Annotated in this window: 25 protein-coding genes; 15 read left to right on the top strand and 10 right to left on the bottom strand. The window is 56.7% G+C overall.

From position 1 onward, the window contains the following. Positions 1 to 124: 124 nt before the first annotated feature. The 3 genes from cpxR (at position 125) to trmL (ending at position 2,757) form a co-directional block, all read left to right on the top strand. Complete coding sequence (gene cpxR / locus HF675_RS00440; protein ID WP_015962335.1) at positions 125 to 823, top strand: envelope stress response regulator transcription factor CpxR; 699 nt, start codon at positions 125 to 127, stop codon at positions 821 to 823. Next, positions 820 to 2,208: an envelope stress sensor histidine kinase CpxA gene (gene cpxA / locus HF675_RS00435; RefSeq protein WP_105233063.1), complete on the top strand. Its 1,389-nt coding sequence runs from the start codon at positions 820 to 822 to the stop codon at positions 2,206 to 2,208. Before cpxR ends, cpxA begins: the two co-directional genes overlap by 4 nt. A 75-nt stretch (positions 2,209 to 2,283) precedes the next feature. After that, complete coding sequence (gene trmL / locus HF675_RS00430; protein ID WP_160029463.1) at positions 2,284 to 2,757, top strand: tRNA (uridine(34)/cytosine(34)/5-carboxymethylaminomethyluridine(34)-2'-O)-methyltransferase TrmL; 474 nt, start codon at positions 2,284 to 2,286, stop codon at positions 2,755 to 2,757. Positions 2,758 to 2,820: 63 nt separating this feature from the next. On the opposite strand, the gene cysE is transcribed toward trmL, so the two are convergent. The 5 genes from cysE to HF675_RS00405 all read right to left on the bottom strand — a co-directional run bounded on the left by cysE (position 2,821) and on the right by HF675_RS00405 (position 6,041). Beyond that, positions 2,821 to 3,642: a serine O-acetyltransferase gene (gene cysE, locus HF675_RS00425; protein ID WP_105233065.1), complete on the bottom strand. Its 822-nt coding sequence runs from the start codon at positions 3,640 to 3,642 to the stop codon at positions 2,821 to 2,823. A 125-nt stretch (positions 3,643 to 3,767) separates the two neighbouring features. Further along, positions 3,768 to 4,787 carry an NAD(P)H-dependent glycerol-3-phosphate dehydrogenase gene (gpsA, locus tag HF675_RS00420; RefSeq protein ID WP_187043899.1) on the bottom strand — a complete coding sequence of 340 codons (1,020 nt, stop codon included), beginning with the start codon at positions 4,785 to 4,787 and terminating at the stop codon, positions 3,768 to 3,770. Then, the gene (gene secB, locus HF675_RS00415; protein WP_105233067.1) at positions 4,787 to 5,257 is read right to left on the bottom strand and encodes a protein-export chaperone SecB; all 471 of its coding nucleotides are present in this window, start codon (positions 5,255 to 5,257) and stop codon (positions 4,787 to 4,789) included. Before secB ends, gpsA begins: the two co-directional genes overlap by 1 nt. A 70-nt stretch (positions 5,258 to 5,327) precedes the next feature. After that, positions 5,328 to 5,576, bottom strand: a complete 249-nt coding sequence (gene grxC, locus HF675_RS00410) for a glutaredoxin 3 (RefSeq protein WP_015962341.1) — start codon at positions 5,574 to 5,576, stop codon at positions 5,328 to 5,330. Between the two features lie 30 nt (positions 5,577 to 5,606). Next, positions 5,607 to 6,041: a rhodanese-like domain-containing protein gene (locus HF675_RS00405; RefSeq protein ID WP_105233552.1), complete on the bottom strand. Its 435-nt coding sequence runs from the start codon at positions 6,039 to 6,041 to the stop codon at positions 5,607 to 5,609. A gap of 257 nt (positions 6,042 to 6,298) precedes the next feature. Here HF675_RS00405 and gpmM point away from each other — a divergent pair, with 257 nt between their 5' ends. From gpmM to HF675_RS00390, 3 genes are read left to right on the top strand one after another with little or no spacing between them, the layout of a single operon-like run. Beyond that, complete coding sequence (gpmM, locus tag HF675_RS00400; protein WP_187043898.1) at positions 6,299 to 7,843, top strand: 2,3-bisphosphoglycerate-independent phosphoglycerate mutase; 1,545 nt, start codon at positions 6,299 to 6,301, stop codon at positions 7,841 to 7,843. A gap of 9 nt (positions 7,844 to 7,852) precedes the next feature. Continuing rightward, the gene (gene envC, locus HF675_RS00395) at positions 7,853 to 9,187 is read left to right on the top strand and encodes a murein hydrolase activator EnvC (protein WP_105233069.1); all 1,335 of its coding nucleotides are present in this window, start codon (positions 7,853 to 7,855) and stop codon (positions 9,185 to 9,187) included. Positions 9,188 to 9,189: 2 nt separating this feature from the next. After that, positions 9,190 to 10,143, top strand: coding sequence for a divergent polysaccharide deacetylase family protein (locus tag HF675_RS00390; protein ID WP_105233070.1), 954 nt, complete (start codon positions 9,190 to 9,192; stop codon positions 10,141 to 10,143). Between the two features lie 37 nt (positions 10,144 to 10,180). On the opposite strand, the gene tdh is transcribed toward HF675_RS00390, so the two are convergent. Then, entirely contained in the window at positions 10,181 to 11,206 is a 1,026-nt protein-coding gene (tdh, locus tag HF675_RS00385; RefSeq protein ID WP_187043897.1) for an L-threonine 3-dehydrogenase, read from the bottom strand. A gap of 9 nt (positions 11,207 to 11,215) precedes the next feature. After that, the gene (gene kbl, locus HF675_RS00380; RefSeq protein ID WP_187043896.1) at positions 11,216 to 12,412 is read right to left on the bottom strand and encodes a glycine C-acetyltransferase; all 1,197 of its coding nucleotides are present in this window, start codon (positions 12,410 to 12,412) and stop codon (positions 11,216 to 11,218) included. Positions 12,413 to 12,663: 251 nt separating this feature from the next. Here kbl and rfaD point away from each other — a divergent pair, with 251 nt between their 5' ends. Genes rfaD through HF675_RS00350 form a run of 6 tightly spaced genes read left to right on the top strand, consistent with a single transcriptional unit; the run spans position 12,664 to position 19,035 of the window. Continuing rightward, positions 12,664 to 13,596: an ADP-glyceromanno-heptose 6-epimerase gene (rfaD, locus tag HF675_RS00375; RefSeq protein WP_111737959.1), complete on the top strand. Its 933-nt coding sequence runs from the start codon at positions 12,664 to 12,666 to the stop codon at positions 13,594 to 13,596. Between the two features lie 21 nt (positions 13,597 to 13,617). Further along, entirely contained in the window at positions 13,618 to 14,664 is a 1,047-nt protein-coding gene (gene rfaF / locus HF675_RS00370; RefSeq protein ID WP_105233074.1) for an ADP-heptose--LPS heptosyltransferase RfaF, read from the top strand. A gap of 2 nt (positions 14,665 to 14,666) precedes the next feature. Further along, entirely contained in the window at positions 14,667 to 15,629 is a 963-nt protein-coding gene (rfaC, locus tag HF675_RS00365) for a lipopolysaccharide heptosyltransferase RfaC (RefSeq protein WP_187043895.1), read from the top strand. Continuing rightward, a complete protein-coding gene (locus HF675_RS00360; protein WP_187043894.1) occupies positions 15,629 to 16,792 on the top strand; it encodes a glycosyltransferase in 1,164 nt (387 codons plus the stop codon). Before rfaC ends, HF675_RS00360 begins: the two co-directional genes overlap by 1 nt. A gap of 24 nt (positions 16,793 to 16,816) precedes the next feature. Beyond that, positions 16,817 to 18,055, top strand: coding sequence for an O-antigen ligase (locus tag HF675_RS00355; RefSeq protein ID WP_187043893.1), 1,239 nt, complete (start codon positions 16,817 to 16,819; stop codon positions 18,053 to 18,055). Further along, a complete protein-coding gene (locus tag HF675_RS00350) occupies positions 18,052 to 19,035 on the top strand; it encodes a glycosyltransferase (RefSeq protein ID WP_105233078.1) in 984 nt (327 codons plus the stop codon). The genes HF675_RS00355 and HF675_RS00350 overlap by 4 nt, the downstream gene beginning before the upstream one ends. Before the next feature lie 12 nt (positions 19,036 to 19,047). On the opposite strand, the gene HF675_RS00345 is transcribed toward HF675_RS00350, so the two are convergent. Both HF675_RS00345 and HF675_RS00340 read right to left on the bottom strand, forming a co-directional pair. After that, the gene (locus HF675_RS00345; protein WP_187043892.1) at positions 19,048 to 20,139 is read right to left on the bottom strand and encodes a glycosyltransferase family 9 protein; all 1,092 of its coding nucleotides are present in this window, start codon (positions 20,137 to 20,139) and stop codon (positions 19,048 to 19,050) included. A 1-nt stretch (position 20,140) separates the two neighbouring features. After that, positions 20,141 to 21,097, bottom strand: coding sequence for a polysaccharide deacetylase family protein (locus HF675_RS00340; RefSeq protein WP_187043891.1), 957 nt, complete (start codon positions 21,095 to 21,097; stop codon positions 20,141 to 20,143). Positions 21,098 to 21,312: 215 nt separating this feature from the next. Here HF675_RS00340 and rfaQ point away from each other — a divergent pair, with 215 nt between their 5' ends. Genes rfaQ through HF675_RS00325 form a run of 3 tightly spaced genes read left to right on the top strand, consistent with a single transcriptional unit; the run spans position 21,313 to position 24,616 of the window. Beyond that, entirely contained in the window at positions 21,313 to 22,392 is a 1,080-nt protein-coding gene (gene rfaQ, locus HF675_RS00335) for a putative lipopolysaccharide heptosyltransferase III (protein ID WP_187043890.1), read from the top strand. Further along, positions 22,389 to 23,516: a glycosyltransferase family 4 protein gene (locus HF675_RS00330; protein ID WP_105233082.1), complete on the top strand. Its 1,128-nt coding sequence runs from the start codon at positions 22,389 to 22,391 to the stop codon at positions 23,514 to 23,516. Before rfaQ ends, HF675_RS00330 begins: the two co-directional genes overlap by 4 nt. A gap of 2 nt (positions 23,517 to 23,518) precedes the next feature. Continuing rightward, positions 23,519 to 24,616, top strand: a complete 1,098-nt coding sequence (locus tag HF675_RS00325; protein WP_105233083.1) for a glycosyltransferase — start codon at positions 23,519 to 23,521, stop codon at positions 24,614 to 24,616. Positions 24,617 to 24,649: 33 nt separating this feature from the next. On the opposite strand, the gene HF675_RS00320 is transcribed toward HF675_RS00325, so the two are convergent. Continuing rightward, on the bottom strand, positions 24,650 to 25,663 hold the full coding sequence (locus HF675_RS00320; protein WP_187043889.1) for a glycosyltransferase family 9 protein: 1,014 nt from the start codon (positions 25,661 to 25,663) through the stop codon (positions 24,650 to 24,652). Positions 25,664 to 25,737: the final 74 nt, after the last annotated feature.

Raw genomic sequence — 25,737 nt, 5'->3', positions numbered from 1 at the left:
TTGCGAGTCAACGAGGAGCAGTGTATCGCTGCAGCTGCAAACATCCGTCAGGGCATGTAAAACTACGTAAAGTCATGGAATGCCAACAGTTGATGACGTATTTTGCGTCAGGAGGTAAATCATAATGAACAAGATTCTGTTAGTTGACGACGACCGCGAGCTGACCTCGCTGCTGAAAGAACTGCTTGAGATGGAAGGCTTTAACATCGTCGTGGCCCATGACGGCGAACAGGCGTTGTCGCTGCTGGACGGCTCCATCGATCTCTTGCTGCTGGACATCATGATGCCGAAGAAAAACGGCATCGATACGCTGAAAGAGCTGCGCCAGCACCATCAGACCCCGGTAATTATGCTGACCGCCCGCGGCAGCGAGCTGGATCGGGTGCTGGGCCTGGAGCTCGGCGCCGACGACTACCTGCCGAAACCGTTCAACGATCGCGAACTGGTTGCGCGCATCCGTGCCATTTTACGCCGCTCTAACTGGAGCGAGCAGCAGCAAAGCGTCGACAGCGGCGCGCCGACGCTGGACGTCGATGGCCTGCAGCTGAATCCGGGCCGTCAGGAGGCCAGTTTCGACGGCCAGGTGCTGGAGCTGACCGGCACCGAATTTACCCTGCTGTACCTGCTGGCGCAGCATCTCGGCCAGGTGGTCTCGCGCGAACTGCTGAGCCAGGAAGTGTTGGGCAAACGTCTGACGCCGTTCGACCGCGCTATCGATATGCATATCTCCAACCTGCGGCGCAAGCTGCCGGACCGTAAAGACGGCCATCCATGGTTCAAAACCCTGCGCGGCCGGGGCTATTTAATGGTATCTGCAACATGATCAACAGTTTGACGGCACGCATCTTCGCCATTTTCTGGTTCACATTGGCGCTGGTGCTGATGTTGGTGCTGATGGTGCCCAAGCTCGACTCCCGCCAAATGACCTCGCTGCTGGACAGCGAGCAGCGGCAGGGGTTGATGCTGGAGCAACACGTCGAGGCCGAGCTGCAGCAGGACCCGGCCAACGACCTGATGTGGTGGCGCCGCCTGTTCCGCGCCATCGACAAATGGGCGCCGCCGGGCCAGCGTCTGATTCTGGTGACCAGCGAGGGTCGGGTGATTGGCGCGCAGCGTAACGACATGCAAATCGTGCGTAACTTTATCGGCCAGTCTGACAATGCCGATCACCCCAAGAAGAAAAAATATGGTCGCGTCGAGCTGGTCGGCCCCTTCTCGGTGCGCGATGGCGAAGACAACTACCAGCTTTATCTGATCCGCCCGGCCAACAGCCCGCAGTCCGACTTTATCAACCTGATGTTTGACCGCCCGCTGCTGCTGCTGATCGTCACCATGCTGATCAGCGCCCCGCTGCTGCTGTGGCTGGCCTGGAGCCTGGCGAAGCCGGCGCGCAAGCTGAAAAATGCCGCCGATGACGTGGCGCGCGGCAATCTGAAACAGCACCCGGAGCTGGAATCAGGCCCGCAGGAGTTTCTGGCGACCGGCGCCAGCTTTAACCAGATGGTCAGCGCGCTGGAACGTATGATGACCGCGCAGCAGCGCCTGATTTCCGATATCTCTCACGAGCTGCGCACGCCGCTGACCCGTCTGCAGCTGGCGACCGCGCTGATGCGCCGCCGCCACGGCGAGGGGCACGAGCTGGCGCGCATTGAGACCGAAGCGCAGCGGCTGGATTCGATGATCAACGATCTGCTGGCGCTGTCACGCGGCCAACAGAAAACCGAGCTGGCGCACGAGTTGCTGAAGGCCAACGAACTGTGGGCCGATGCGCTGGACAATGCCGGCTTTGAAGCGGAACAGATGGGCAAGCAGCTGACGGTCACCTCGCCGCCTGGCCCCTGGACACTATTCGGCAATGCCGGCGCCCTGGACAGCGCGCTGGAGAACATCGTACGTAACGCCCTGCGCTATTCGCATACGCGCATTGAGGTGGCGTTCAGCGTCGATAATCAGGGCATCACCATTGTGGTTGACGATGACGGCCCCGGCGTCAGCGCGGAAGACCGTGAGCAAATCTTCCGTCCGTTCTATCGCACGGATGAAGCGCGCGACCGCGAATCCGGCGGTACCGGCCTGGGGCTGGCGATCGTCGAGGCGGCCATCGCCCAGCACCGCGGCTGGGTCAAGGCGGAAGACAGCCCGCTCGGCGGTCTGCGCCTGATCCTGTGGCTGCCGCTGCACCAGCGTAAACCTGCACGCGATCATTAACCACAGCGCACCCGCTAGCGACAGTACCCCGCAATGTTTGCTATTCTGCGCCCCTCGTCATGAGGGGCTTTTTACATGTTGAACATTGTCTTATTCGAACCCGAAATTCCGCCCAATACCGGCAATATCATTCGCCTGTGCGCCAACACCGGCTTTCAGCTGCACCTGATTGAACCTCTGGGCTTCCCGTGGGACGACAAACGCCTGCGCCGCGCCGGGCTGGATTACCATGAATTCACCAGCATTAAGCGCCATGCCGACTACGCGGCATTCGTCGCCAGCGAAAATCCTCAAAGGCTGTTTGCGTTGACCACCAAAGGCACACCGGCGCACAGCGCGGTCAGCTATCAGCCGGGCGACTATCTGCTGTTCGGCCCGGAAACCCGCGGCCTGCCGGCCGATATTCTGGATGCCCTGCCCGCCGGGCAAAAAATCCGCATTCCCATGCAGGCGCAAAGCCGCAGCATGAATTTATCCAATGCGGTGGCGGTGGTGGTGTATGAAGCCTGGCGACAGCTGGATTACGCCGGTGCACTGCTCAAGCAGTAACGCGGCGGACAATAAAAAGGCCGCACTGTCGGCGGCCTCTGGCGGGAATGGGTACGGCAGCGATCAGATGCCGTCGCCGTATTCAAAGCCGTGATTCGTACCGTTGAAATATTGATCCATATCCATTGACGGCTTGTCGCTTTCCGGGCGCCCCACGATACGGGCCGGCACGCCGGCAGCGGTCGTGTGCGGCGGCACCGGGCGCAGCACGACGGAGCCGGCGCCGATTTTCGCACCTTTGCCCACTTCGATGTTGCCAAGGATTTTCGCGCCGGCGCCAATCATCACCCCTTCACGGATTTTCGGGTGGCGATCGCCGCTGGTTTTGCCGGTACCGCCCAGCGTGACCGACTGCAGGATGGAGACGTCGTTTTCCACCACCGCCGTTTCACCGATCACGATGCCGGTGGCATGGTCGAGCATGATGCCGCAGCCAATTTTCGCCGCCGGGTGAATATCAACGCCGAACGCGACGGAGATCTGGTTTTGCAGATACACCGCCAGCGCCTGACGCCCTTCGTTCCACAGCCAGTGGCCGATACGGTAAGACTGCAGCGCATGGAAGCCTTTGAGATACAGCAGCGGCGTAGAATATTTGTCCACCGCCGCATCGCGCAGCCGCACCGCCAGAATATCACTCGCCGCCGAGGCGATCATCTGCGCGTCGGAACGGTAGGCGTCTTCCACCACTTCCCGCACGGCAATCGCCGGCATGATCGGATTCGCCAGTTTATTCGCCAGAATATAGCTGAGCGCGCTGCCCAGATTTTCATGTTTCAGCAACGTCGCATGGAAAAAGCTAGCCAGCATCGGTTCACAATCAGCCAGCGCTCGCGCTTCCGCTTTAATGTTGCTCCAAACCTGCTCTAACTCATCTGACGACATTGTTTTCCTCTCTGGCTCTGACTTGCAAAACAAACCGCCTCGCCGCATGCGGCAAGGTAATACGTGATAATACAGACGCCCCTTTCAGGGCGCGTCCTCTGGCCCAACGCCATGAGCCGTTAACATCAGGCGCTGTGCTTTTCGTCCTTGCGCGTACGCCCCAGCAGGCTTACCGCCGCTTCGCGGGCATTTTTATCGCAATACAGCACCTGGTAAATCTGTTCGGTAATCGGCATTTCCACGCCGTGACGCTGTGCCAGCGCCAGCACCTCTTTGGTATTGCGGTAGCCTTCGACCACCTGACCAATACTGTCCTGCGCGGCTTTCACGTCCATGCCCTGCCCCAGCATAATACCGAAGCGGCGATTGCGCGATTGATTATCCGTGCAGGTTAACACCAGATCGCCCAGCCCCGCCATGCCCATAAAGGTGGCCGGATCGGCGCCCAGCGCCGCACCCAGACGGCTCATCTCCGCCAGGCCGCGGGTAATCAGCGCGGTGCGCGCATTGGCGCCAAAGCCGATGCCGTCGGACATGCCGGCGCCGATGGCTATCACGTTTTTTACCGCTCCGCCCAGCTGCACGCCGATAAAGTCCGGGTTGCTGTAAACACGGAAGCTTTTGCCGCAGTGCAGTAGCTGCTGCAAATCATCGGCAAACTGTTCGTCGGTCGCCGCCAGGGCAATGGCCGTCGGCAGCCCCGCCGCCAGCTCTTTGGCGAATGTCGGTCCGGAAACCACCGCCAAAGGCACCGCATCGCCCAGCTCATCACGCGCTACGTCCTGCAGCAAGCGTCCGGTTTCCGCCTCCAGCCCCTTGGTGGCCCACACAATACGTGCGTCCACCCGCAACAGCGGTTTCAGCTGGCGCAGTACGTCGCCGAAGACGTGGCTCGGCACCACCACCAGCACATCGCGGCTGGCCGCCAGCGCGCGCGCCAGATCGGCCTCGAGCAGCAGATTATCAGGGAAAGGCACATCAGGGAGAAACGCCTGATTGCAACGCTCGCGCTGCATTTTGGCGATGGTGTCGGGGTTATGCCCCCACAGCACGACGGGGTGGCCGTTACGCGCCAGCGTAATGGCTAATGCGGTGCCGTACGAGCCGGCACCGATAACGGTCATTGAAGCATTGACTGTTTTCATCAGGCATCCTGATGTGGTTCGGCACCTTCGCCCTCTGCCTGCTGCTGCAGATAGTTCATGAACAGCGCATCGAAGTTGACCGGTGCCAGGTTCAGCTGCGGGAAAGTACCGCGGGATACCAGGCTGGTGATGCACTCGCGCGCATACGGGAACAGAATGTTCGGGCAGTACGCGCCCAGGCAGTGCGCCAGCTGAGTGCCGTCAATGCCGGCAACGGAGAAAATACCCGCCTGCTGAACTTCACACAGGAATGCGGTTTCTTCACCCAGAGATGCCGTCACGGTAACACGCAGCACGACTTCATACACGTCGTCCGCCAGTTGGCTGGATGCGGTATCAAGATCAAGTTTAACTTCCGGCTGCCATTCCTGCTGGAAAACCTGCGGTGCATTCGGTGCTTCAAAAGAGATGTCTTTGGTGTAGATACGTTGGATCTGGAAAGCCATCTCGGTGCTGTTTTGTTCTGACATGTCGATAATACCCTTGGTTAAACGTCCTTATTGATACTCAGCAATATTGATGTGAACTATGGCCGGTCGCTTAAAGCAGCGGATCCAGACCACCTTGCGCATCAAGTGCATATAAATCATCGCAGCCGCCGATATGCTGGCCGTCGATGAAAATTTGCGGCACGGTGGTTCGCCCACTGCGTGCAATCATCTCTTCACGTTTTACGTTATCGCCGTCGATGGCGATCTCGTTGAACGCGGCGCCTTTGCTGTTCAGCAGCGCCTTGGCGCGATGGCAGAACGGGCAGGTCGCCTTGGTGTAGATGTCGATATTAGCCATGGAAGCCACCTCTACGACGTTAAAACGTGATTATTTACCGCGCACCAGCGGCAGGTTATCGCCGCTCCAGCCGGCAACGCCGTCTTTTAGCGTGCTGACGTTGGCGAAACCGGCGGCGCTCAGGCTTTCCGCCGGCGCGCGCGACGTGGTGCCGTTGGCGCAGGTTACGATAATAGGCTGGGATTTGTGTTTTTCCAGCTCGCCCAGGCTGCCGCTTTTGATTTCGCTCGCCGTCAGGTTGATGGCGTTGGCAATGTGCCCCTTGCGGAAATCTTCACGGCTGCGGGTGTCGACCACCACGGCATTTTCTTTGTTAATCAGACGGGTAGCTTCGCCACGAGTGATATCTTTAACCTTGGAGAAACGGCTTTTGAAGGTCATCACAATCACCGCAACCAGCAGGGCGATCCAAGCCAGGCTCAGTATGGGATGCTTGCTAACGAATGGCATAATTTCTTGCAGCATGAGGCGTAACAACTCTCGTTAGTTAAGGGAAAAATAAGTCAAGGCTCCAGAGTATACCTGCCGAATGCGTCAATTACAGCCAATTAGCATGCGCGATTGCAGAAACTGCGGACGCCGCCGGGAAATTATCTCCCTCACGACAAAAAGTGGCCGGCTGTTCGCCGTAAGTTTGATCTCTTTGGGCTCTTTACGCGCAGCCATCCGCTACTATCACCCCCTTTTCAGGCTGACATATTTACAGCAACGAGGTTAATACAATGTCGAGCAACAAAAAGCCCATGGTGCTGGTGATTCTGGATGGTTACGGCCATCGTGAAGAGCAGCAGGACAACGCCATTCTCAACGCCCGCACGCCGGTGATGGACCAGCTGTGGCAACAGCGGCCGCATACGCTGATCGCCGCCTCCGGGCTGGACGTCGGCCTGCCTGACGGCCAGATGGGCAATTCGGAAGTAGGCCACGTCAACCTTGGCGCCGGCCGCATCGTCTACCAGGATCTGACCCGGCTGGACAAAGCGATCGCCGACGGCGAGTTCTACGCCAACCCGGTGCTGACCGCGGCGGTGGATAAAGCTGCGCAGGCCGGCAAAGCGGTGCATATTATGGGATTGCTGTCGCCGGGCGGCGTCCACAGCCATGAAGAGCATATTCTGGCGATGGTGAAGCTGGCCGCACAACGCGGCGCCAGCGCCGTGTACCTGCACGCATTCCTGGACGGCCGCGACACGCCGCCGCGCAGCGCCGATGCCTCCCTGCAGCGTTTTAGCGCGGCGTTCGAGCAATTGGGCGTCGGCCGTATCGCCTCCGTCATCGGTCGCTATTTCGCCATGGACCGCGACAACCGCTGGGACCGCGTGCAGCTGGCCTACGACCTGCTGACCGACGCCAAAGGCGAGTTTAACGCCGACAGCGCCGGCGCCGCGCTGCAGGCCGCCTACGCCCGCGATGAAAACGACGAGTTCGTCAAACCCACGGTCATTCAGGCCGCCGGCGAAGCCAGCGCCGCCATGCAGGACGGCGATGCGCTGATTTTCATGAACTTCCGCGCCGACCGCGCGCGCCAGATCGCCCGCGCCTTTGTCGACGCCGATTTTAACGGTTTCCCGCGCGCCAGAGTGGTGCAGTTCGCCGATTTCGTGATGCTGACCGAATACGCCGCCGATATCGACACCGCCTGCGCCTATCCGCCGACAGCGCTGACCAACACCTTTGGCGAATGGCTGATGAAGCACGACAAAACCCAGCTGCGCATCTCCGAAACCGAAAAATACGCCCACGTCACCTTCTTCTATAACGGCGGCGTGGAACAACCGTTCGCCGGTGAAGATCGCATTCTGATTAACTCGCCGCAGGTAGCGACCTATGACCTGCAGCCGGAAATGAGCTCGGCGGAGCTGACCGAGAAACTGCTGGGCGCCATTCACAGCGGGAAATATGACGCCATCATCTGCAACTACCCCAACGGCGATATGGTCGGCCACACCGGCGACTATGACGCCGCGGTCAAGGCGGTGGAAACCCTGGACAACTGCATCGCACAAATTGTCAAAGCGGTGGAAAGCGTCGACGGACAGCTGCTGATCACCGCCGACCACGGCAACGCCGAACAGATGCGCGACCCGCAGACCGGCCAGGCGCACACCGCGCATACCAGCCTGCCGGTGCCATTAATTTACGTCGGCAAACCGGCGCACGCGGTCAACGGCGGCAAGCTTTCCGACATTGCGCCAACCATGTTGGCGCTGATGGGAATGAAAATCCCGCAAGAGATGACTGGTAAGCCGCTGTTCATCGTGGAATAATCCTACTCCATGAGGGAGAAGGCGTATTTTGCACTATCAAGGGTAACCCGAGGCGCAAAAGCCGGCAGCCAGCTGCTGCCGCAACGCGTTGCACCACGGAAGTTGACCACACTGTGCGCCAGCGTGTTGTACGCTGGCGTCTTGCTGTTGCCGTTATCCGGCCATGCCGCCGACGACAACAAAAGCCAGCTTAAAGACATCCAGCAAAGCATCGCTGAGAAAGAAAAAGCGGTTAAACAACAGCAACAACAGCGCAGCAGCCTGCAGGACAAACTCAAGCAGCAGGAAAAAACCATTGCGCAGGCCAGCCGTTCCCTACGTAGCACCCAAAGTACGCTAAATTCTCTGGGCAAAGACATCTCCGGTCTTAACGCCTCTATCGCCAAGCTGCAAAAGCAGCAGACCCAACAGCAAAATATCCTGTCCAAACAGCTGGACGCCGCATTCCGTCAAGGGCAGCACAGCGCCGTACAGCTGATCCTGAGCGGTGAAGAGAGCCAGCGCAGCGAGCGCATCCTGGCTTACTTCGGCTATCTGAACGATGCGCGTCAGGAAAATATCGAAGAGCTGAAGCAAACCCGCGCGGAGCTGGCGCAGCAAAAAACCACGCTGGTCGCCAAGCAAAAGCAGCAAAAGTCCCTGCTGAGCGAACAGCAGGCCCAACAGCAGAAGCTGGAGCAGGCGCGCAGCGCGCGTAAGAAAACCCTGAGCGCACTGGAAAGCTCGCTGGAAAAAGATCAGCAGCGCCTGAGCGAACTGCGTCAGAACGAAAGCCGCCTGCGTGACAAGATCGCCCGCGCCGAACGCGAAGCCCGCGCCCGCGCCGAGCGTGAAGCGCGTGAGGCCGCCCGCGTACGCGAGAAAGTGCGCAAGAAAGAGCAGCAGGCGAAGAAAACCGGCACCCGCTATAAACCTAGCGAAAGCGAACGCTCCCTGATGGCGCGTACCGGCGGCCTGGGACGTCCGAACGGGCAGGCCTACTGGCCGGTGCGCGGCAGCACCCTGCATCGCTTCGGCGAACAGCTGCAGGGCGAGTTACGCTGGAAAGGGGTAGTCATCGCCGCGCCGGAAGGCAGTGAAGTCAAGGCGATCGCCGACGGTCGCGTACTGATGGCCGACTGGCTGCAAGGCTATGGCTTGGTAGTCGTGGTCGAGCACGGTAAGGGTGATATGAGCCTGTACGGCTATAACCAGAGCGCGTTGGTGAACGTGGGTGCGCAGGTGCGCGCCGGCCAGCCTATCGCCTTGGTGGGTACCAGCGGGGGTCAGGGAACGCCGTCGCTCTATTTCGAAATTCGTCGCCAGGGTCAGGCCGTTAACCCACTGCCGTGGTTGGGAAGATAGATTTGCGCTACCTCAAAACACGAAGCGCCGTACTGATTGGTTCCCTGTTGCTGGCCGCGGCCGCTCAGGCTGGCAAACTGGCGATTGTGATCGATGACGTCGGCTACCGGCCTCATGAAGAAAACGCCGTGTTGCAAATGCCGCTGCCAATCTCGGTGGCGGTACTGCCCAATGCCCCCCATGCCCATCTGATGGCGACCCGCGCCCATGCGCAGGGCCGCGAGGTGCTGATCCATATGCCGATGGAGCCGCTCAGCAAACAGCCGCTGGAGCGCGATACCCTGCGGCCGTCCATGAGCAACGACGAGGTGCAGCGCATCATCCGCAATGCGGTGAACAACGTGCCGTATGCGGTAGGGATGAACAACCATATGGGCAGCGCCATGACCTCCAGCCTGCCAGCCATGCAGAAGGTGATGCAGGCGCTGGAAAGCTATAACCTGTACTTCCTCGACAGCATGACCATCGGCAACAGCCAGGCCACCCGCGCCGCAGCGGGTACCGGGGTCAAGGTGATCAAGCGGCGGGTATTCCTCGACGACACCGCCAGCGAAAGCGATATCCGCCACCAGTTCAACCGCGCCATTGCGCTGGCGCGCCGTAACGGCTCCACCATCGCCATCGGCCACCCTCGACCGGCCACGGTAAAAGTGCTCAAACAAATGCTGGCGACGCTGCCCGCCGATATCGTGCTGGTCAGGCCGAGTTCACTGCTGAACGCACCGCAGGGCGGCAGTGCTATGCCGCCGAGCAAACCGCCGCGTCCGACGCAGCCGAAAAACCCGTTCAACAACGGTATCAAGCAGTGCAAGGTGAAAGCGCCGAAGGAGCAGGAAAAAGTACATGCCGGCACGGCGCTGGCCGTGATTGGCGAAAGCATCGCCCAGTCGCCGGTGGTGACCTTTATCAAACAGCACTGGCCAAGCTGGCCGCGCGCGTCAGAGAAGCAGTCATAATCCAGGGCGGAGCGTGCTCCGCCCTGTCGTCAGCACATCAATCCCAGCTCAGCACCACTTTCCCGGATTGCCCGGAACGCATGGCGTCGAAGCCCTGCTGGAATTCGTCAATCGAGAAACGGTGGGTAATGATCGGCGTCAAATCCAGCCCGGACTGGATCAGCGCGGCCATCTTATACCAGGTTTCAAACATTTCACGGCCATAAATACCTTTAATAAACAGCCCCTTGAAAATCACCTGATTCCAATCGATCGACATATCGGAAGGCGGAATCCCCAGCATGGCGATGCGACCGCCGTGATTCATGGCGTTCAGCAGCGTACGGAAGGCCGGCGGCGCGCCGGACATCTCCAGGCCGACGTCAAACCCTTCGGTCATACCCAGCTCGTTCATCACGTCGCTCAGGTTTTCCTGACTGACGTTCACCGCGCGGGTAACGCCCATCTTGCGCGCCAGCTCCAGGCGATATTCATTCACGTCGGTAATCACCACGTTGCGGGCGCCTACGTGCTTACATACTGCCGCCGCCATAATGCCGATCGGCCCGGCGCCGGACACCAGCACGTCCTCGCCCACCAGATCGAACGAGAGCGCGGTATGCACGGCATTGCCGAACGGGTCGAAAATTGACGCCAGCTCATCGGAGATATTGTCCGGGATCTTGAAGGCGTTAAACGCCGGGATCACCAGATATTCGGCAAACGAGCCGGGGCGGTTGACGCCCACGCCCACGGTGTTGCGGCACAGGTGCGTACGGCCGCCGCGGCAGTTGCGGCAGTGGCCGCAGGTGATGTGTCCTTCGCCGGATACGCGATCGCCGATATTAAAGCCTTTCACTTCCTGGCCAATCGCCACCACTTCGCCCACATATTCATGGCCAACCACCATCGGTACCGGAATGGTGTTCTGTGACCACTCATCCCAGTTATAGATATGCACATCGGTGCCGCAGATCGCGGTTTTGCGAATTTTGATCATGACGTCGTTATGCCCCAGCTCCGGCTGTGGCACATCGCTCATCCAAATCCCTTCTTCCGCTTTCAGTTTAGACAGTGCTTTCATGGTTTTACCTTATGCAATAACGCCAAGATCTTTGCCGATACGCGTAAATGCCTCAACGGCGCGTTCAATTTGCTCCGGTGAATGGTCGGCGGACATTTGGGTACGGATGCGCGCCTGATTTTTCGGCACCACCGGATAGAAGAAACCTGTTACGTAAATGCCTTCCTTGAGCAGCGCATTGGCAAAATCCTGCGCCAGTTTCGCATCTCCCAGCATCACCGGGATGATGGCGTGATCGGCGCCGGCCAGGGTAAAACCTGCGGCGGTCATTTTTTCGCGGAACAGACGGGCGTTGCTCCACAGGCGGTCGCGCAGCGCATCGCCCTCTTCCAGCAGTTCCAGCACTTTAATCGACGCGGCGACGATCGCCGGCGCCAGCGAGTTGGAGAACAGATACGGGCGCGAGCGCTGACGCAGCCACTCCACCAGCTCTTTTTTCCCCGCGGTGTAGCCGCCGGAAGCGCCGCCCAGCGCTTTACCCAGGGTGCCGGTGATAATGTCGACGCGCCCCATCACCTCGCAATACTCGTGCGTGCCGCGGCCATTGGCACCGACAAAGCCTACCGCGTGAGAGTCGTCCACCATTACCAGCGCCTGATATTCATCCGCCAGGTCGCACACGCCTTTCAGGTTGGCAATCACGCCGTCCATCGAGAACACGCCGTCGGTGGCGATCAGGATATGACGCGTGCCATCGGCCTTCGCCTGCTTCAGCTGCGCTTCCAGTTCGCTCATATCGTTGTTGGCATAGCGGTAGCGTTTGGCTTTACACAGGCGCACGCCGTCGATGATAGAAGCGTGGTTCAAGGCATCGGAAATAATGGCGTCTTCCGGCCCCAGCAGGGTTTCAAACAGGCCGCCGTTGGCGTCAAAGCAGGAAGAGTAAAGAATGGCATCTTCCATACCGAGGAAGTCAGCCAGCTTCTGTTCCAGCTGTTTATGGCTGTCTTGCGTGCCGCAGATAAAGCGCACCGACGCCATACCGAAGCCGTGGCTGTCCATGCCGGCTTTCGCGGCCTCGATCAACGCAGGATGGTTCGCCAAACCAAGGTAGTTGTTGGCGCAGAAATTGATAACGTGGCTACCGTCCGCCACGGCGATATCGGCCTGTTGCGCGGAGGTGATAATACGTTCCTGCTTAAACAAACCTTCGGCACGGGTGGCGGCAAGTTGTTGTTCCAACTGCTGATAAAACGACGCAGACATTCTGTTATCTCCAGGATTGGCTCATTTCCAACATATTTTACTGATTTGTAACCGGACTGACGATAATACGCCGGAGAGAATATGAAAAATGCAGCAGATATCACGGCAGCGCCCGGGCAACCGCCAGCGTGGTTCCTTCTAAGGATTATCGGAGCCCATCCGATGTTTGCAACGATATGAAATGCTATTATAGGCGTCATATAGCGTGGGGTATTGTGCCCCACCAGGCAGAATAAACAGGGGTAAGCCCAATGATTATCGTCACTGGCGGCGCCGGCATGATCGGCAGCAACATCGTTAAGGCACTGAATGACAAAGGGTATCGTGACATTCTGGTTATCGATAACCTGAAAGACGGCACCAAATTCGTCAATCTGGTCGATCTTGATATTGCCGACTATATGGATAAAGAAGATTTTATCGCCAGCATCGTCGCCGGCGACGACTTCGGCGATGTTGAGGCGGTGTTCCACGAGGGCGCCTGCTCCGCCACCACAGAGTGGGACGGCAAGTACATGATGGATAACAACTATCAGTACTCCAAAGATCTGCTGCACTATTGCCTGGATCGCCAGATTCCTTTCCTGTACGCCTCTTCCGCCGCCACCTACGGCGGTCGCAGTGAAAACTTTATCGAAGAGCGTCAGTACGAGCAGCCGCTGAACGTTTACGGCTACTCCAAATTCCTGTTCGACCAGTACGTGCGTGAAATTCTGCCGGAGGCCGACTCTCAAATCTGCGGCTTCCGCTATTTCAACGTTTACGGCCCGCGTGAAGGCCACAAAGGCAGCATGGCGAGCGTGGCCTTCCACCTCAACGGCCAGATCGGCCGCGGCGAGAACCCGAAACTGTTCGCCGGCAGTGAAAACTTCAAGCGCGACTTCATCTACGTCGGCGACGTGGCAGCGGTCAACCTGTGGTTCTGGCAGAACGGCGTCTCCGGCATCTTCAACTGCGGCACCGGCCGGGCGGAAACCTTCCAGGCGGTGGCCGACGCGGTGGTGGACTTCCACCAGAAAGGCGCGGTGGAATACATTGAGTTCCCGGAAAAGCTGAAAGGCCGCTATCAGGCTTATACCCAGGCCGATCTGACCAATCTGCGTGCTGCGGGTTATAACGCCCCGTTTAAAACCGTGGCCGAAGGCGTCAAAGAGTACATGGCCTGGCTCAACCGCACCGCTTAAGCTGAAGGGAATCTGCACGGTATGAAAATACTGGTTATCGGCCCTTCCTGGGTTGGCGATATGATGATGTCGCAAAGTCTTTACCGCACCCTGAAGGCCGAGTACCCGTCAGCAGAGATCGACGTCATGGCTCCGGCCTGGTGTCGCCCGCTGCTGGCGCGGATGCCGGAAGTCAATCAGGCGCTGGCGATGCCCCTCGGGCATGGCGCGCTGGCGATCGGCGAGCGTCGCCGCCTTGGCCACACGCTGCGCGCCAATCGTTACGATCGCGCCTATGTACTGCCGAATTCGTTTAAATCCGCCCTGGTGCCGTTCTTCGCCCAGGTGCCGCTACGTTGCGGCTGGCGCGGCGAGATGCGCTACGGCCTGCTGAACGATATCCGCGTATTGGATAAAGCCGCTTTCCCGTTAATGGTCCAACGCTATGTGGCGCTGGCCTATGATAAACAGCGTATTCACAGCGCCACAGATCTGCCGCAGCCGCTGTTATGGCCGCAGCTGCAGGTCAGCGATGAAGAGATAGCCGAGACTACCGCCTCCTTTAATCTGACCGACGCCCGTCCGTTGATTGGTTTCTGCCCCGGCGCGGAATTCGGCCCGGCCAAGCGCTGGCCGCATTATCATTACGCCCGGCTGGCGCAGATGCTGATCGACCAGGGCTATCAGATCGCCCTGTTCGGCTCGGCCAAAGACCACGAGGCCGGCGAGCAGATCCGCACGGCCCTGGCGGACGCGTCGCGCGGCCACTGTATCAACCTGGCCGGCGAAACCCAGCTGGAACAGGCGGTTATCCTGCTGGCCTCCTGTCAGGCGGTGGTCAGCAATGACTCCGGTTTAATGCACGTTGCAGCGGCGTTGAACAAACCGTTGATAGCCTTATACGGGCCGAGCAGCCCGGACTTCACGCCGCCGCTGTCGGACAAGGCCAAGGTGATCCGCCTGATTAGCGGCTATCACAAGGTGCGCAAAGGCGATGCCGACCAAGGCTATCATCAGAGCCTGATCGATATTCAGCCGCAACAGGTGTTAGACGCGTTAATGCCGCTACTGGCCGACAGCGAGGAATAACCATGCAGGTGTTGATCGTCAAGACCTCGTCCATGGGGGATGTACTGCATACGCTGCCGGCGCTGACGGATGCGATGAACGCCATCCCCGGCATTCGTTTCGACTGGGTGGTAGAAGAAGGTTTCCGCCAGATCCCCACCTGGCATCCGGCGGTGGATCGGGTGATTCCGGTCGCCATTCGCCGCTGGCGCAAAAACTGGTTCGGCAGTGAAACCCGTCAACAGCGCTGCGACTTTAAACGTCAGCTGCAAGAACGCGATTATGATGTGGTGATCGATGCGCAGGGTCTGATCAAAAGCGCCGCGCTGGTGACCCGCGTCGCCAAAGGCAGCAAGCACGGTCAAGACTGTAAAAGCGCGCGCGAACCGTTTGCCAGCTGGTTTTACAACCATCGTCATTACATTGATAAACAGCAGCACGCGGTAGAGCGTACCCGCGAGCTGTTCGCCAAAAGCCTCGGCTACGCCAGGCCCGAAACCTATGGCGACTATGCCATCGCCGCCCGTTTTCTCAGCCAGCCGCCGGCGGATGCCGGGCAATACCTGGTGTTTCTGCATGCCACCACCCGCGATGAGAAGCACTGGCCAGAAGAAAACTGGCGCGAGCTGATCTCGCTGGTTGCGCCAACCGGGCTGCGCATCAAGCTGCCATGGGGCGCCGAACACGAACACCAGCGCGCGCTGCGCCTGGCGGAAGGCTTCCCGCATGTCGAGGTGCTGCCGAAACTCAGCCTGGAGCAGGTTGCGCAGGTGCTGGCCGGCGCTAAAGGCGTGGTGTCGGTGGATACCGGCCTCAGCCATCTGGCCGCCGCGCTCGATCGGCCGAACATTACGCTGTTCGGCCCGACAGATCCGGGATTGATCGGCGGTTACGGGCAAAATCAGCAGTCGCTGATTTCCCCGGACAAGAAAATGTCCACCATCAATGCCGATCTGGTTTGGGCAACATTGCAAAAGGCTCTTTGATGAAGAAGCTGCACATTATTAATCTGGAAAAAATGGGTGGTGTCGAACGCCTGTTTTTACAGTACATCAACGATACAACCGACGGCAGCAATGCGGTTATCTGCATCAGCAATGAAATCGGCACGGAAATACGCCAAAAAATGCCGCAGCAAAAAGTAACTTTTGCCAATCGCCTGATCAACGCCTTATCCTTCCGCTGCCCGCAATTTCTGCGCAAATATTTGTTGAAGTGGAAAGTTGAACGGGCTGACGCCGATGTGATCATCGTCTGGGATTTAATCCCTGGATTGGCGGCAAAGCCCAAGCGTGGCAAACTGGTGTATTACGATCACGGCTGCTCCTGGCGTTATGCAAAGAACAACAAAACCCTGCGCTTTTTCTCCATGCTGGATGGCGTCATTTCCGCGTCTCAGGCTTCAAAGCGCGTCATGGAACTGCGTTTTAACCTCCCCTGCCCCAACCCGGTGGTGATCAACCGCATCAAAACGCCGGCAGGCATCAGTAACGAACCGAAAACGCTGAGTCAACCGGTCAGGATCGGCACGGCTTCACGTCTGGTGACATTAAAAGGCATCAGCGTCTCGCTGCTCATGCTGCAGGAACTGCTGCGCCGCGGCCATAATGTCACGCTGGAGATAGCCGGAAAAGGTCCTGACAGGCCAGCCTTTGAAGCGCTGGCGCAGCGCCTGCAGTTAGGCGATCGCGTCACATTCAGCGGTTTTCAGCACAATGTGGCCGATTTCTTCAACCGCACCCATATCTATATGAGCACACCGATCACCGAACCTTTCGGGCTGTCCTGCATGGAATCGCTTTATTTTGGCGTACCGGTAATATTCCCGATGGTGGACGGTCAGCCCGAGGCGGTAAAAGACGGTTATTGCGGCATTGGCTTAACGCCTTCCGTCACCATAGAAGAACACCGAAAACTGACGGGCATCGAGGTCGATTTCCCTCACGATGTTTACGACCCGCTCACTGACCGGCTAGTAACGCCCAAGCTGCTGTCACATATTGACTGCGCCGATGCTGTGGAAAAAATGTTGGTTCAATCTCATTACGAACAGCTAAGCAAAAATTCAAAACGTTATCCGACTGAGCATTTTAACTATGCCATGTTCAAATCAGATTTTGACAGCACCTTGCAGTCATTTGTTATGTAATACCCGAGTAGGAACCTAAAAATAATGTCAAAAGAAAAAATACCGCACCCTGCTTTTAGTTATCTTATCTATTTAGGATGCGCTATCGCTTTTTGTACCATACCTTTTGGTTCAACAACTGGGCGAAATATTTTCTATATTTCCAGCTACATAGCATTTATTGCCTTCTGCTTAAACTTCCGTTACCTCACCAGCAACAAAAAGAATCTGGTGCTGCCCGGCCTGTTTTTAGGCGTAGGTTTAGCCAGCGTGCTCTGGGTGGCAGCCTTTAAACAGCCTGGTGAATTTATTGATCTTTATCGTTCTTATACGTCAACCGGCAAGCTGCAGATCGCAACGGCGTTTATCCTGCTATACGCCTTGAACGAACCGCTATGCATGCAACGCGCGTTTATTGCCGTCGCGTTGATAACCGGGATTGTGGTCAATATTTACTCACTATACCAGGGGCTGTTTCTGGATATATCGCGCGTAGAGCTCAACTTTGACCGGGCCACCGTTGTCGCCTACCTGATCACTGCTATAAATCTGGTCATGCTGCAGGCGATCCTGATGCTGAAATGCCGCTATCGTCTCTGGTTATATATCCTGGCGTTTATGTTGACCTATTCTACCGTGATATTAACGGGAACTCGTGCAGCCATGTTGGTTTATCCTGTGGTGGTCGGCATTTCCATTCTGGCAACCAAGGACCTGCTCTCCCGTCGGAACAAACTTGCCCTTGTCACCGCCGTGCCGATATTGCTTATCGTTAGCGGATTGGTGTTTAAACCCCAGATAGAACAACGTATTGCTGATTTTAAAACCAACTTGCAGTTAATCGGTCAGCCGCAGATAGATAACTCGATCATTTCGCGCATTTCCATGCAAATTGTGAGCCTGAAAGCAGGGACCGCAGCGCCACTGGGTGAGTCGGCAGAAAAACGTGGGGATGCTATCCGCAATATCATCGCTCACGAACCGCAATTATACGGCGTCACGCCTTATATCAACGTCCATATGCATAATGAACTACTGGAAACCTATTCAATCAAAGGCGTGTGGGGCGTCTTGTTGTTGCTGTCACTCTATATCAGTCTATTTATCTCCGCCTTCAGACCCCACAGAAATGCGCTGTTGCTGGGAGTCACGGCCAGCCTGTTTATGTACGGATTGAGTGATGTGATTTTCTTCAGTACCGAATGCACCGTTATATTTTGTTTGGCGATCATTGCCAGTGTATTGTCAGGGAAGAAAAAGGCCGCTATAAAGGTTAAACCATGAGCGCTTATCCATACTTACTCAGCGTAATTGTTCCCTTTTATAATAACGCTGATTTTATCGTCGACAGCCTACGTTCTCTGTTGAACCAAGTGACTGATGACGTAGAAATCGTAATTATTGATGATGGTTCGACAGATGATTCCGTTCAGCGCGTCACACAGCTCCTTGAGGGGCAAACAGCCCACCATGCAACGCTGATTTGTCAACCAAACGGCGGGATAGCCCATGCGAGAAATGTTGGGCTGGCTAACGTCCGTGGCCGCTATGTGACGTTCCTTGACGGCGATGATTTACTCAGCAGCGACTACTGGCAGATATTGCGGCCGCTACTGCTGGCTGACCAGTACGATATTATTGATTTTAATTATCAGAAATTTTCAGAGACCGTCCCCACCCACCCGCAAGGGAAAAAGACTGAAATTTATGGTTATGATTTTAAAAATCAAGGGCTAGCATGCCTTATGCCGTTGTTTACCCGTTCAATGTGGCACCTGTGGAGCAGAGTCTACCGCCATACTCTGCTGGAAGGAGAGTCATTTGCGACCGGGCGACGCTATGAAGACGTTATCTTCACTCCTTTTTTATACTTCAAGACCCGCAAGATAGCGCATATTGAGCAGGTGCTTTATTTCTATCGTGACAACAATTTAGGGATTACCCGTAACCATAGCGAAAAAGATATTGCAGATTTGCAGTTCGCTATGAGTAAAATGACGGACTACGCTCTACAGCATCAACACAACTCGCAAATACGACCGCTCGCGGCTTTGATGATCGCTAACTGTTTCTGTGAAATAAAAAATATCACCAAAAAAATCCACGGTTGTTATCGTTACAGCCCGGAACTGCGAAATGCCCTCCAGCGTGCGGCTAAAGTGTGCCAGGGTACGAAGGTCCCCAGTAAAAAAGTCTGCCAAATGCGCTACCCATACATCGACGAGCTATTGTCAAAGGTGCGCATTGGGCTCAAGAAACACTAAGATCGGGCTTTATCAGCCAAGGGACAAATGTTCCACCACTTCTTGGTAGACGCGCGACGGCTGAATCACCCCCATCGGGCTTTCAGCCTCCAAAGGCAGGGTATAACCGGTTCGTGACGCATGCACGATACGGTGCAATTCAAGATCCTGAATCGGGCCGGTCGTGCGCGGATCGGCGGTAACAAACAGGCTGATGGTTCTCACCTTCAGAGCAATAGCTAAGTGCAGCGGCCCGGTATCCCCGGTAACCAGCAGATGGAAACCGCTCAGCAACGTCAGCAACTGCCGCAGCCCGGTTTTCCCAATGCAGTTATCCACGTGCGTACGCGTTTTATCCTGAACCTGCTGCAAAAACTGCTGTGCTTTTCCATCGTCAAAAGGTGCACCAATCAGCACAATCCGCACGTTATCATGCCGAGCGACCAGCTCATCCGCCAGCTTTACAAAATGAGAAACCGGCCAACAGCGTGATTCTGTTGAGGCGCCAAGTTGAAAACCGATAGTGCAGTATTCCGCGCTCTTTTCCTCTGCGGGAAACGGCGCCAAAACTTCCATCGTCGGCTCATCAGAGCGGCAGCCCAATACCGAAATCAACTCCAGCTTGCGCCGGATAAAGTGGCCGTAATAGTCGAAAACATAGTTAGTCAGCCACTCTTCCAGACCACAAATACCATTGCGGTAATTATCGCGGATAATGTACTTGGCGCCGGCCAGCACCGCACTGATAACATCATAAGGTTGGTGGGAATGCAGTATTAACGCCAGGTCAGGCGGATATTCACGCAGAGACGTTAACAGCGGCCCCATGCTTTTAAATTTGCTGTCCCAATATACCACGCGGTCAATATAGCGGCCGTTCTCCACCAGCTCCTGGTTCTTTTTATGCACCACCAGCGTAATATGGGCTTCAGGATACCGCTCTCGTACGGCGCGAATTGCCGGCGTATTAAACATGAAATCGCCGAGCGCAGTGGTAGAGTAAATCACGATCTGGGCAAACTGCATGTCGGGATCAAAAGTGGCCTTATCTTGAAAACGGCCGCGCTTTGCGACGTATTTTCGTAAAAACCAGTTAGCAGCCTTTATTTTCCATTTCTTAGACATTTCAATTCACTTTCAGTTGATAATACTCGGCCAACGTCATACCGACCGTATGTTGCTGCAACCAGGCAAAAAGCTGTTCCAAATCACGATACAGCGCCTCAATATCCTGCTCATTTTTGAACGTCGGGCTACCGCCGGGCATAAACTCCGAGGAGTGCAGCATAAACTCAACGTAATCATTGCCTTCCGCCAAAGAGAGTTCAGCAACCCGCTTCATCTGCGCCAGATTATTGCCGCTAGGACGCAGCCAGTGCACCGACGGTGAACGCCGCTTGCCGCGCAGGCGATCGTAGCCCTGTTTAATCGCGTTCATCGCCCCGGAATGCTTGTATTGAATGCTCATCGGCACTTCCAGCAGGCCGGACTGGCCCGGCCGCGCAATATTTTGCGGATCGATAAAGTAGGCGTGCGACGGAAACGCCCGATAGTCGGTGCCGCCGTTGCCCTGCGGGTTGCCCGGCGAATACTGCCAATTGACCCGCGGCGTGACCGAACAGTCGACCTGATAGCCATATTCCAGCAGCAGCTCGGCGTAATACTCGTTGAAAGCCCAGCGCCCGGCGCGGTGGCTCAGCATTTTAGTCTGGAAGGCATCTTCCAGCAGCTTGGTCATATGGTCGACCTTGGCGCGGATTTGGTCAGCCGGATACTCAATCAAATAAGGCTTATGCCGCCAGTCATCATCGGTCAGCGGCGTCAGCGGCGGGCTGTTCCAGGCGTGCAGATGCATACCCACTTCGCCGGTGCCGCGCGCAATCACATCACGGGCAAATTCGACGTATTGCGGGTCGACCGCCATTTCATAATTGGTGAGATAAACCGGTTTAAACGCATATTTCTCACACAGCGCCTGAAAGCGAGGTAAAAAGCGGGTATTGTCAGTCGTAATACGATCGTGGTTCTGCCACAGGTTGTCGCCTTCAGTATCTATCGTGATGAGAAATGCCGGTTTAGTCATAAATATCGCGCCTGATATCAATAATATACAAACATGTTACGCAGCCAGCCTGCCGTGAGCAAACGACTTCGCCGTCAGGTTTGGACAACGGCGCAACGGATTTGTCTCGTTTATCGTGCTATTTTTCCACGATTCGCAAGAAAAATCCGCAACAGTAGCCACATGCGAGAGGGTCATTTAGAATCATTCGCTGGTTTCCCATATAGCGAATCACGATGAACGACGCGTCAGCACCGATCCCAGCAACATCGATACAGCGTATTTTAGTTATTAAGCTGCGCCACCACGGCGATATGCTGCTGACCACGCCGGTCATCAATACGCTAAAAGCTAACTACCCGCAGGCGCAGATAGACGTGCTGCTGTACCAGGAAACGCAGGATATGTTAGCCAGCAACCCGGCAATATCACGGATATTCGCCATTGACCGCCAGTGGAAAAAACAGGGCGCCAAAGCTCATATGGGCCATGAATGGCGCCTGATCCGCCAGTTGCAGGCGCAACGTTACGATCTGGTGGTGAACCTGGCCGACCAATGGCGCAGCGCGCTGATTACGCGCCTGACGGGCGCACGCATCCGTTTGGGCTTTGCTTTCCCCAAACGCCGTGGTTTTCTCTGGCAGCATTGCCATACGCAACTCGTCTCCGTCGAAACCCATGGCACCTTGCATACGGTGGAGCAGAACCTTTCTTTGCTGCAGCCGCTTGGTCTGCCACTCAGCGATACGCAGGTCACCATGAGCTATGCCGAGCAGGATTGGCAGAGCAGCGAAACGCTGCTGCGGCAGCACGATGTACCGCATGACTATATCGTCGTGCAGCCCACCTCGCGTTGGTTCTTTAAATGCTGGAGCGAAGAGAAAATAGCAGCGGTCATCACGGCTCTGCAGGCCGATGGCCACACGGTGGTCATTACCTCCGGCCCCGATGAGAAAGAGCGTAAAATGGTGAACAACATTCTGGCGCACTGCCCCAAACAGGGCGTTGTGTCGCTGGCAGGACAGCTCACCCTGCGGCAACTGGCGGCAATCATCGATCACGCCAAGCTGTTTATTGGCGTAGACTCCGTGCCCATGCATATGGCCGCCGCGCTGAAAACGCCCTGCATCGCGCTGTTTGGCCCGTCCAAGCTGACGTTCTGGCGCCCATGGCAGGTTATCGGCCAGGTTATCTGGGCCGGCGACTACGGGCCATTGCCCGATCCGGACGCGGTTAACACCGGTACCGATGAGCGTTACCTTAACCTTATTCCTACAGACGCGGTGATTACTGCCGCGCGGAGCCAGCTTTCATGACCGCATTGCGTTTGGCGATTGTTCGTCAAAAATACCGCCCGGACGGCGGGGCTGAGCGTTTTGTCTCCCGTGCTTTAGAGGCGTTGGAACAGCAGGACCTCGAACTCAACGTCATCACCCGCGAATGGCAGGGCGACGCCAACCCAAACTGGCATATTCACCTGTGTGACCCGTTCAAACTCGGGCGCATCAGCCGGGAGCGCGGCTTTGCCGAAGCGGCGCGCGCGCTGTGGCAAAAAGAACGGTTCGATCTGGTGCAAAGTCATGAGCGCATCGCCGGCTGCGATATTTACCGGGCCGGCGACGGCGTGCACCGCCGCTGGCTGCTGCAGCGTGCGCGCCTGCTGCCGGAATGGCGCCGTAAATGGCTGTTCTCCAACCGTTACCACCGCTACGTGATGTGCGCCGAACGGGCGATGTACGCCGCGCCCGAACTGAAGGCGGTGATCTGCAACGCAGAAATGATCAAACAGGAAATCATCGACGATTTTGGCGTTCCCGCCGATAAGATCAAAGTGATTTACAATGCTATCGATAACCAGAAGTTCCTGCCCGCCGACGACGCACAGCGGCTGCTGCTGCGCCAGCAATACCAGATTCCGCAGCAGGCGCACTGCCTGATCTTCGTCGGCTCCGGTTTCGAACGCAAAGGCCTGGCGGCGGCAATCCGCGCCGTGGCGGCTACCGACAGTTATCTGTTGGTAGTGGGCAAAGACAAGGCGGAAAAACGCTACCGCGCGCTGGCTCAATCGCTAGGCTGCAGCGATCGCATCCGCTTTATGGGCGTGCAGAAACAGACGCTGCCTTTCTATCAGGCCGCCGATGGCCTGCTGCTGCCCACGCTGTATGACCCATTCCCCAACGTTATTCTGGAAGCTATGTCATGCGGCCTGCCGGTGATCACCAGCACCACATGCGGTGGAGCGGAGTTTATCACCGCCGGACAAAACGGTTTTGTGTGTGATGCGCTGGACGTCGCGGCGTTAACCGCCGCAGTACGCGATTTACCGCGGCAGGCGCTGGGGTCATCCATGGGCGAAGCAGCCCGGCAGCGCATTATGCCGGCAACGCCGGCGAGCCTGTCCGAACAGCTGATTTCGCTGTATAACCAAATTCTGGATTGATTATGCGTATTCTGATGATTATCGATGGCTTGCCCGGCGGCGGTGCAGAAAAAGTCGTGTTAACGCTGTGCCAGGGCATGCAGCAACTTGGTCATAGCGTCAGCCTGATTTCACTGCGGGACGTCTGTAACTATCCCATTCCTTCCGGCATCGACTATCAAGTCGTGCCGGACAACTGCCGTAAACCCTGGCGCAAGCTGACGGAACTATCCCGCCGTGCCGCACAGCTGGATCGCGCCGTTATCGCTAACGAGCAGCAGCATGGCGTCTATGACCTGATTTTCTCCAACCTGCATAAAACGGATCGTATCGTCAGCCGTAGCAAGAGACTTAACAACGAACGGTTATGGTTTTGTATTCACGGCATACTCTCCACCTCATACCTCGGCCACCGTACCGGGCTGGACCGCTGGCTCAAGCAGCGTAAGATCGCCAACGTCTACCAGCAGCGCAATATCGTCGCCGTTTCACGCGCAGTCGGCGACGATCTCCAAAACAATCTGCCGGTTCATCCGCAACGCCTGGCCGTCATCAACAATCCATTTGATATCGCCGCCATAGAATCGCTGGCGTCACAGCCGTGTGAGCTGGCTGGCCAGCAGTATTTGGTGCACGTCGGACGCATTCATCCGCACAAACGCCACGACCGGCTGCTGAAAGCCTATGCGCTTTCAGGTATCGAAGCACCATTGGCGTTAATCGGCACCGGTAATGAAAATGAAGTGGAAAAAATCAAACGGCTGGCGATTGAGTTAGGCATCGAGCAACGCGTTCTGTTCTTGGGATTTCAGGAGAACCCCTACCCGTTTATCAAACACGCGGCACAGTTAGTACTCAGTTCAGACAGCGAAGGGTTTGGTAATGTGCTGGTAGAAGCGCTGCTATGCGGTACCCCGGTCGTCAGTACCCGATGCCCTGGCGGCCCAACGGAAATCTTGGAAAACGCTGGAATGCCCCAGGCGCTGGCAGATTTAAATGAGCAATCTCTGGCTGAAAAAATGGTGCAGACCTATCGCCAACCGCCGGAGATCGATCACCAGCAGTTATTACGTTACGGCCTGCACCCCATTTGCGCACAGTATCTGGCTTTGGCGCAGTAAATTAAAGGGAGGGACCCGCACCTCCCTTCTCAACTACTGCAGCGCCCGAATCTGCTGCCACACCTCATCGACCGTCACGTCGGCGCACTCACCCGATTCCGTTTGCAAAATAGCGTATTTACCCGACCACGGGTGCCAGGAATCCTTGTCGGTATCGCCGAAGAATACCACCTGCGTGCTGTTTACCGCCGCCGCCAGATGCATCTGCCCGCCGTCGCTGCACAACACCAGGTCACAGCGCTCAAACGCGGCCAGCAGCTCACGTACCGACGCCGTCGGGTACAGCGCAACGCGCTGACTGTCGCACTGCGCCAGCAGTTGCTGAGCGCGCTGCTGGTCGCCGATATCATCCGGCGCCAGCGTACCCTGTGGCGACCAGAATATCAGCACCGAATTACGCGGGTCATCGGTCAAACGGCGAATAATCTCGGCATAGCGCTCCAGCGGCCAGCGCCGGTTGGCCATCCGGCTGCTGATATGCACCGCATAAATATGTTCCGCTTGCGGTAATAGCGCCTGTATACGCTGCTGCGCCTGCTGCTGCTCTTGGGCGCTTAAATAAGCCCGCACGGGTGGAATGGCTATTTGCCGTTCAGCGATCGCCGACAAATAGCTAAAGGTATGTTCCACCTGGTGTTTACCGTGGAAATCCGCCGGTTTGAACGGCCGGGTTATTTCCGGCGTACCGAGATCGGCGCCGATAATATGTTTAGCGCCCGCCATTTTCGCCAGGCGCAGGCTGTACTTGCAGGGGACGGGATTCGCCAGAATCACCGCATCAAATTTTATCTTCCGCAATTTCAGGAATATCAGCAGGCGCTCGAAATACACCCCCAGCGTCGTTTCATTCTTCGCTTTGTGCTTTGCCTTTTTATAGACAAAAACCTTCTCAATATGCGGGTTATTTTTTACAACGTCCTGGCTGATTTTGTTAATTAGCAAATAGAGCTTTGCATCTGGATACGCAATTTTTACGCCTTCAATCAAAGGGAGGGTGCAAACAAGATCGCCAATGTTATCGCGGCGAATAATTAAAATATTTTTCATATCAACCCTATCGACGAAACCACCCGTCTGTTGTCTGAAACTGGTGCCCGAAGCCACCAAATTAGCGCCTTTCC

Origin of the sequence: Serratia sp. JUb9, from assembly GCF_014298095.1 — a bacterium.
In the GTDB taxonomy this organism is placed as follows: domain Bacteria; phylum Pseudomonadota; class Gammaproteobacteria; order Enterobacterales; family Enterobacteriaceae; genus Serratia_B; species Serratia_B rhizosphaerae.
Note: the sequence above shows the minus strand (reverse complement) of the source record. Positions and strands in the feature narration are given on the sequence as shown.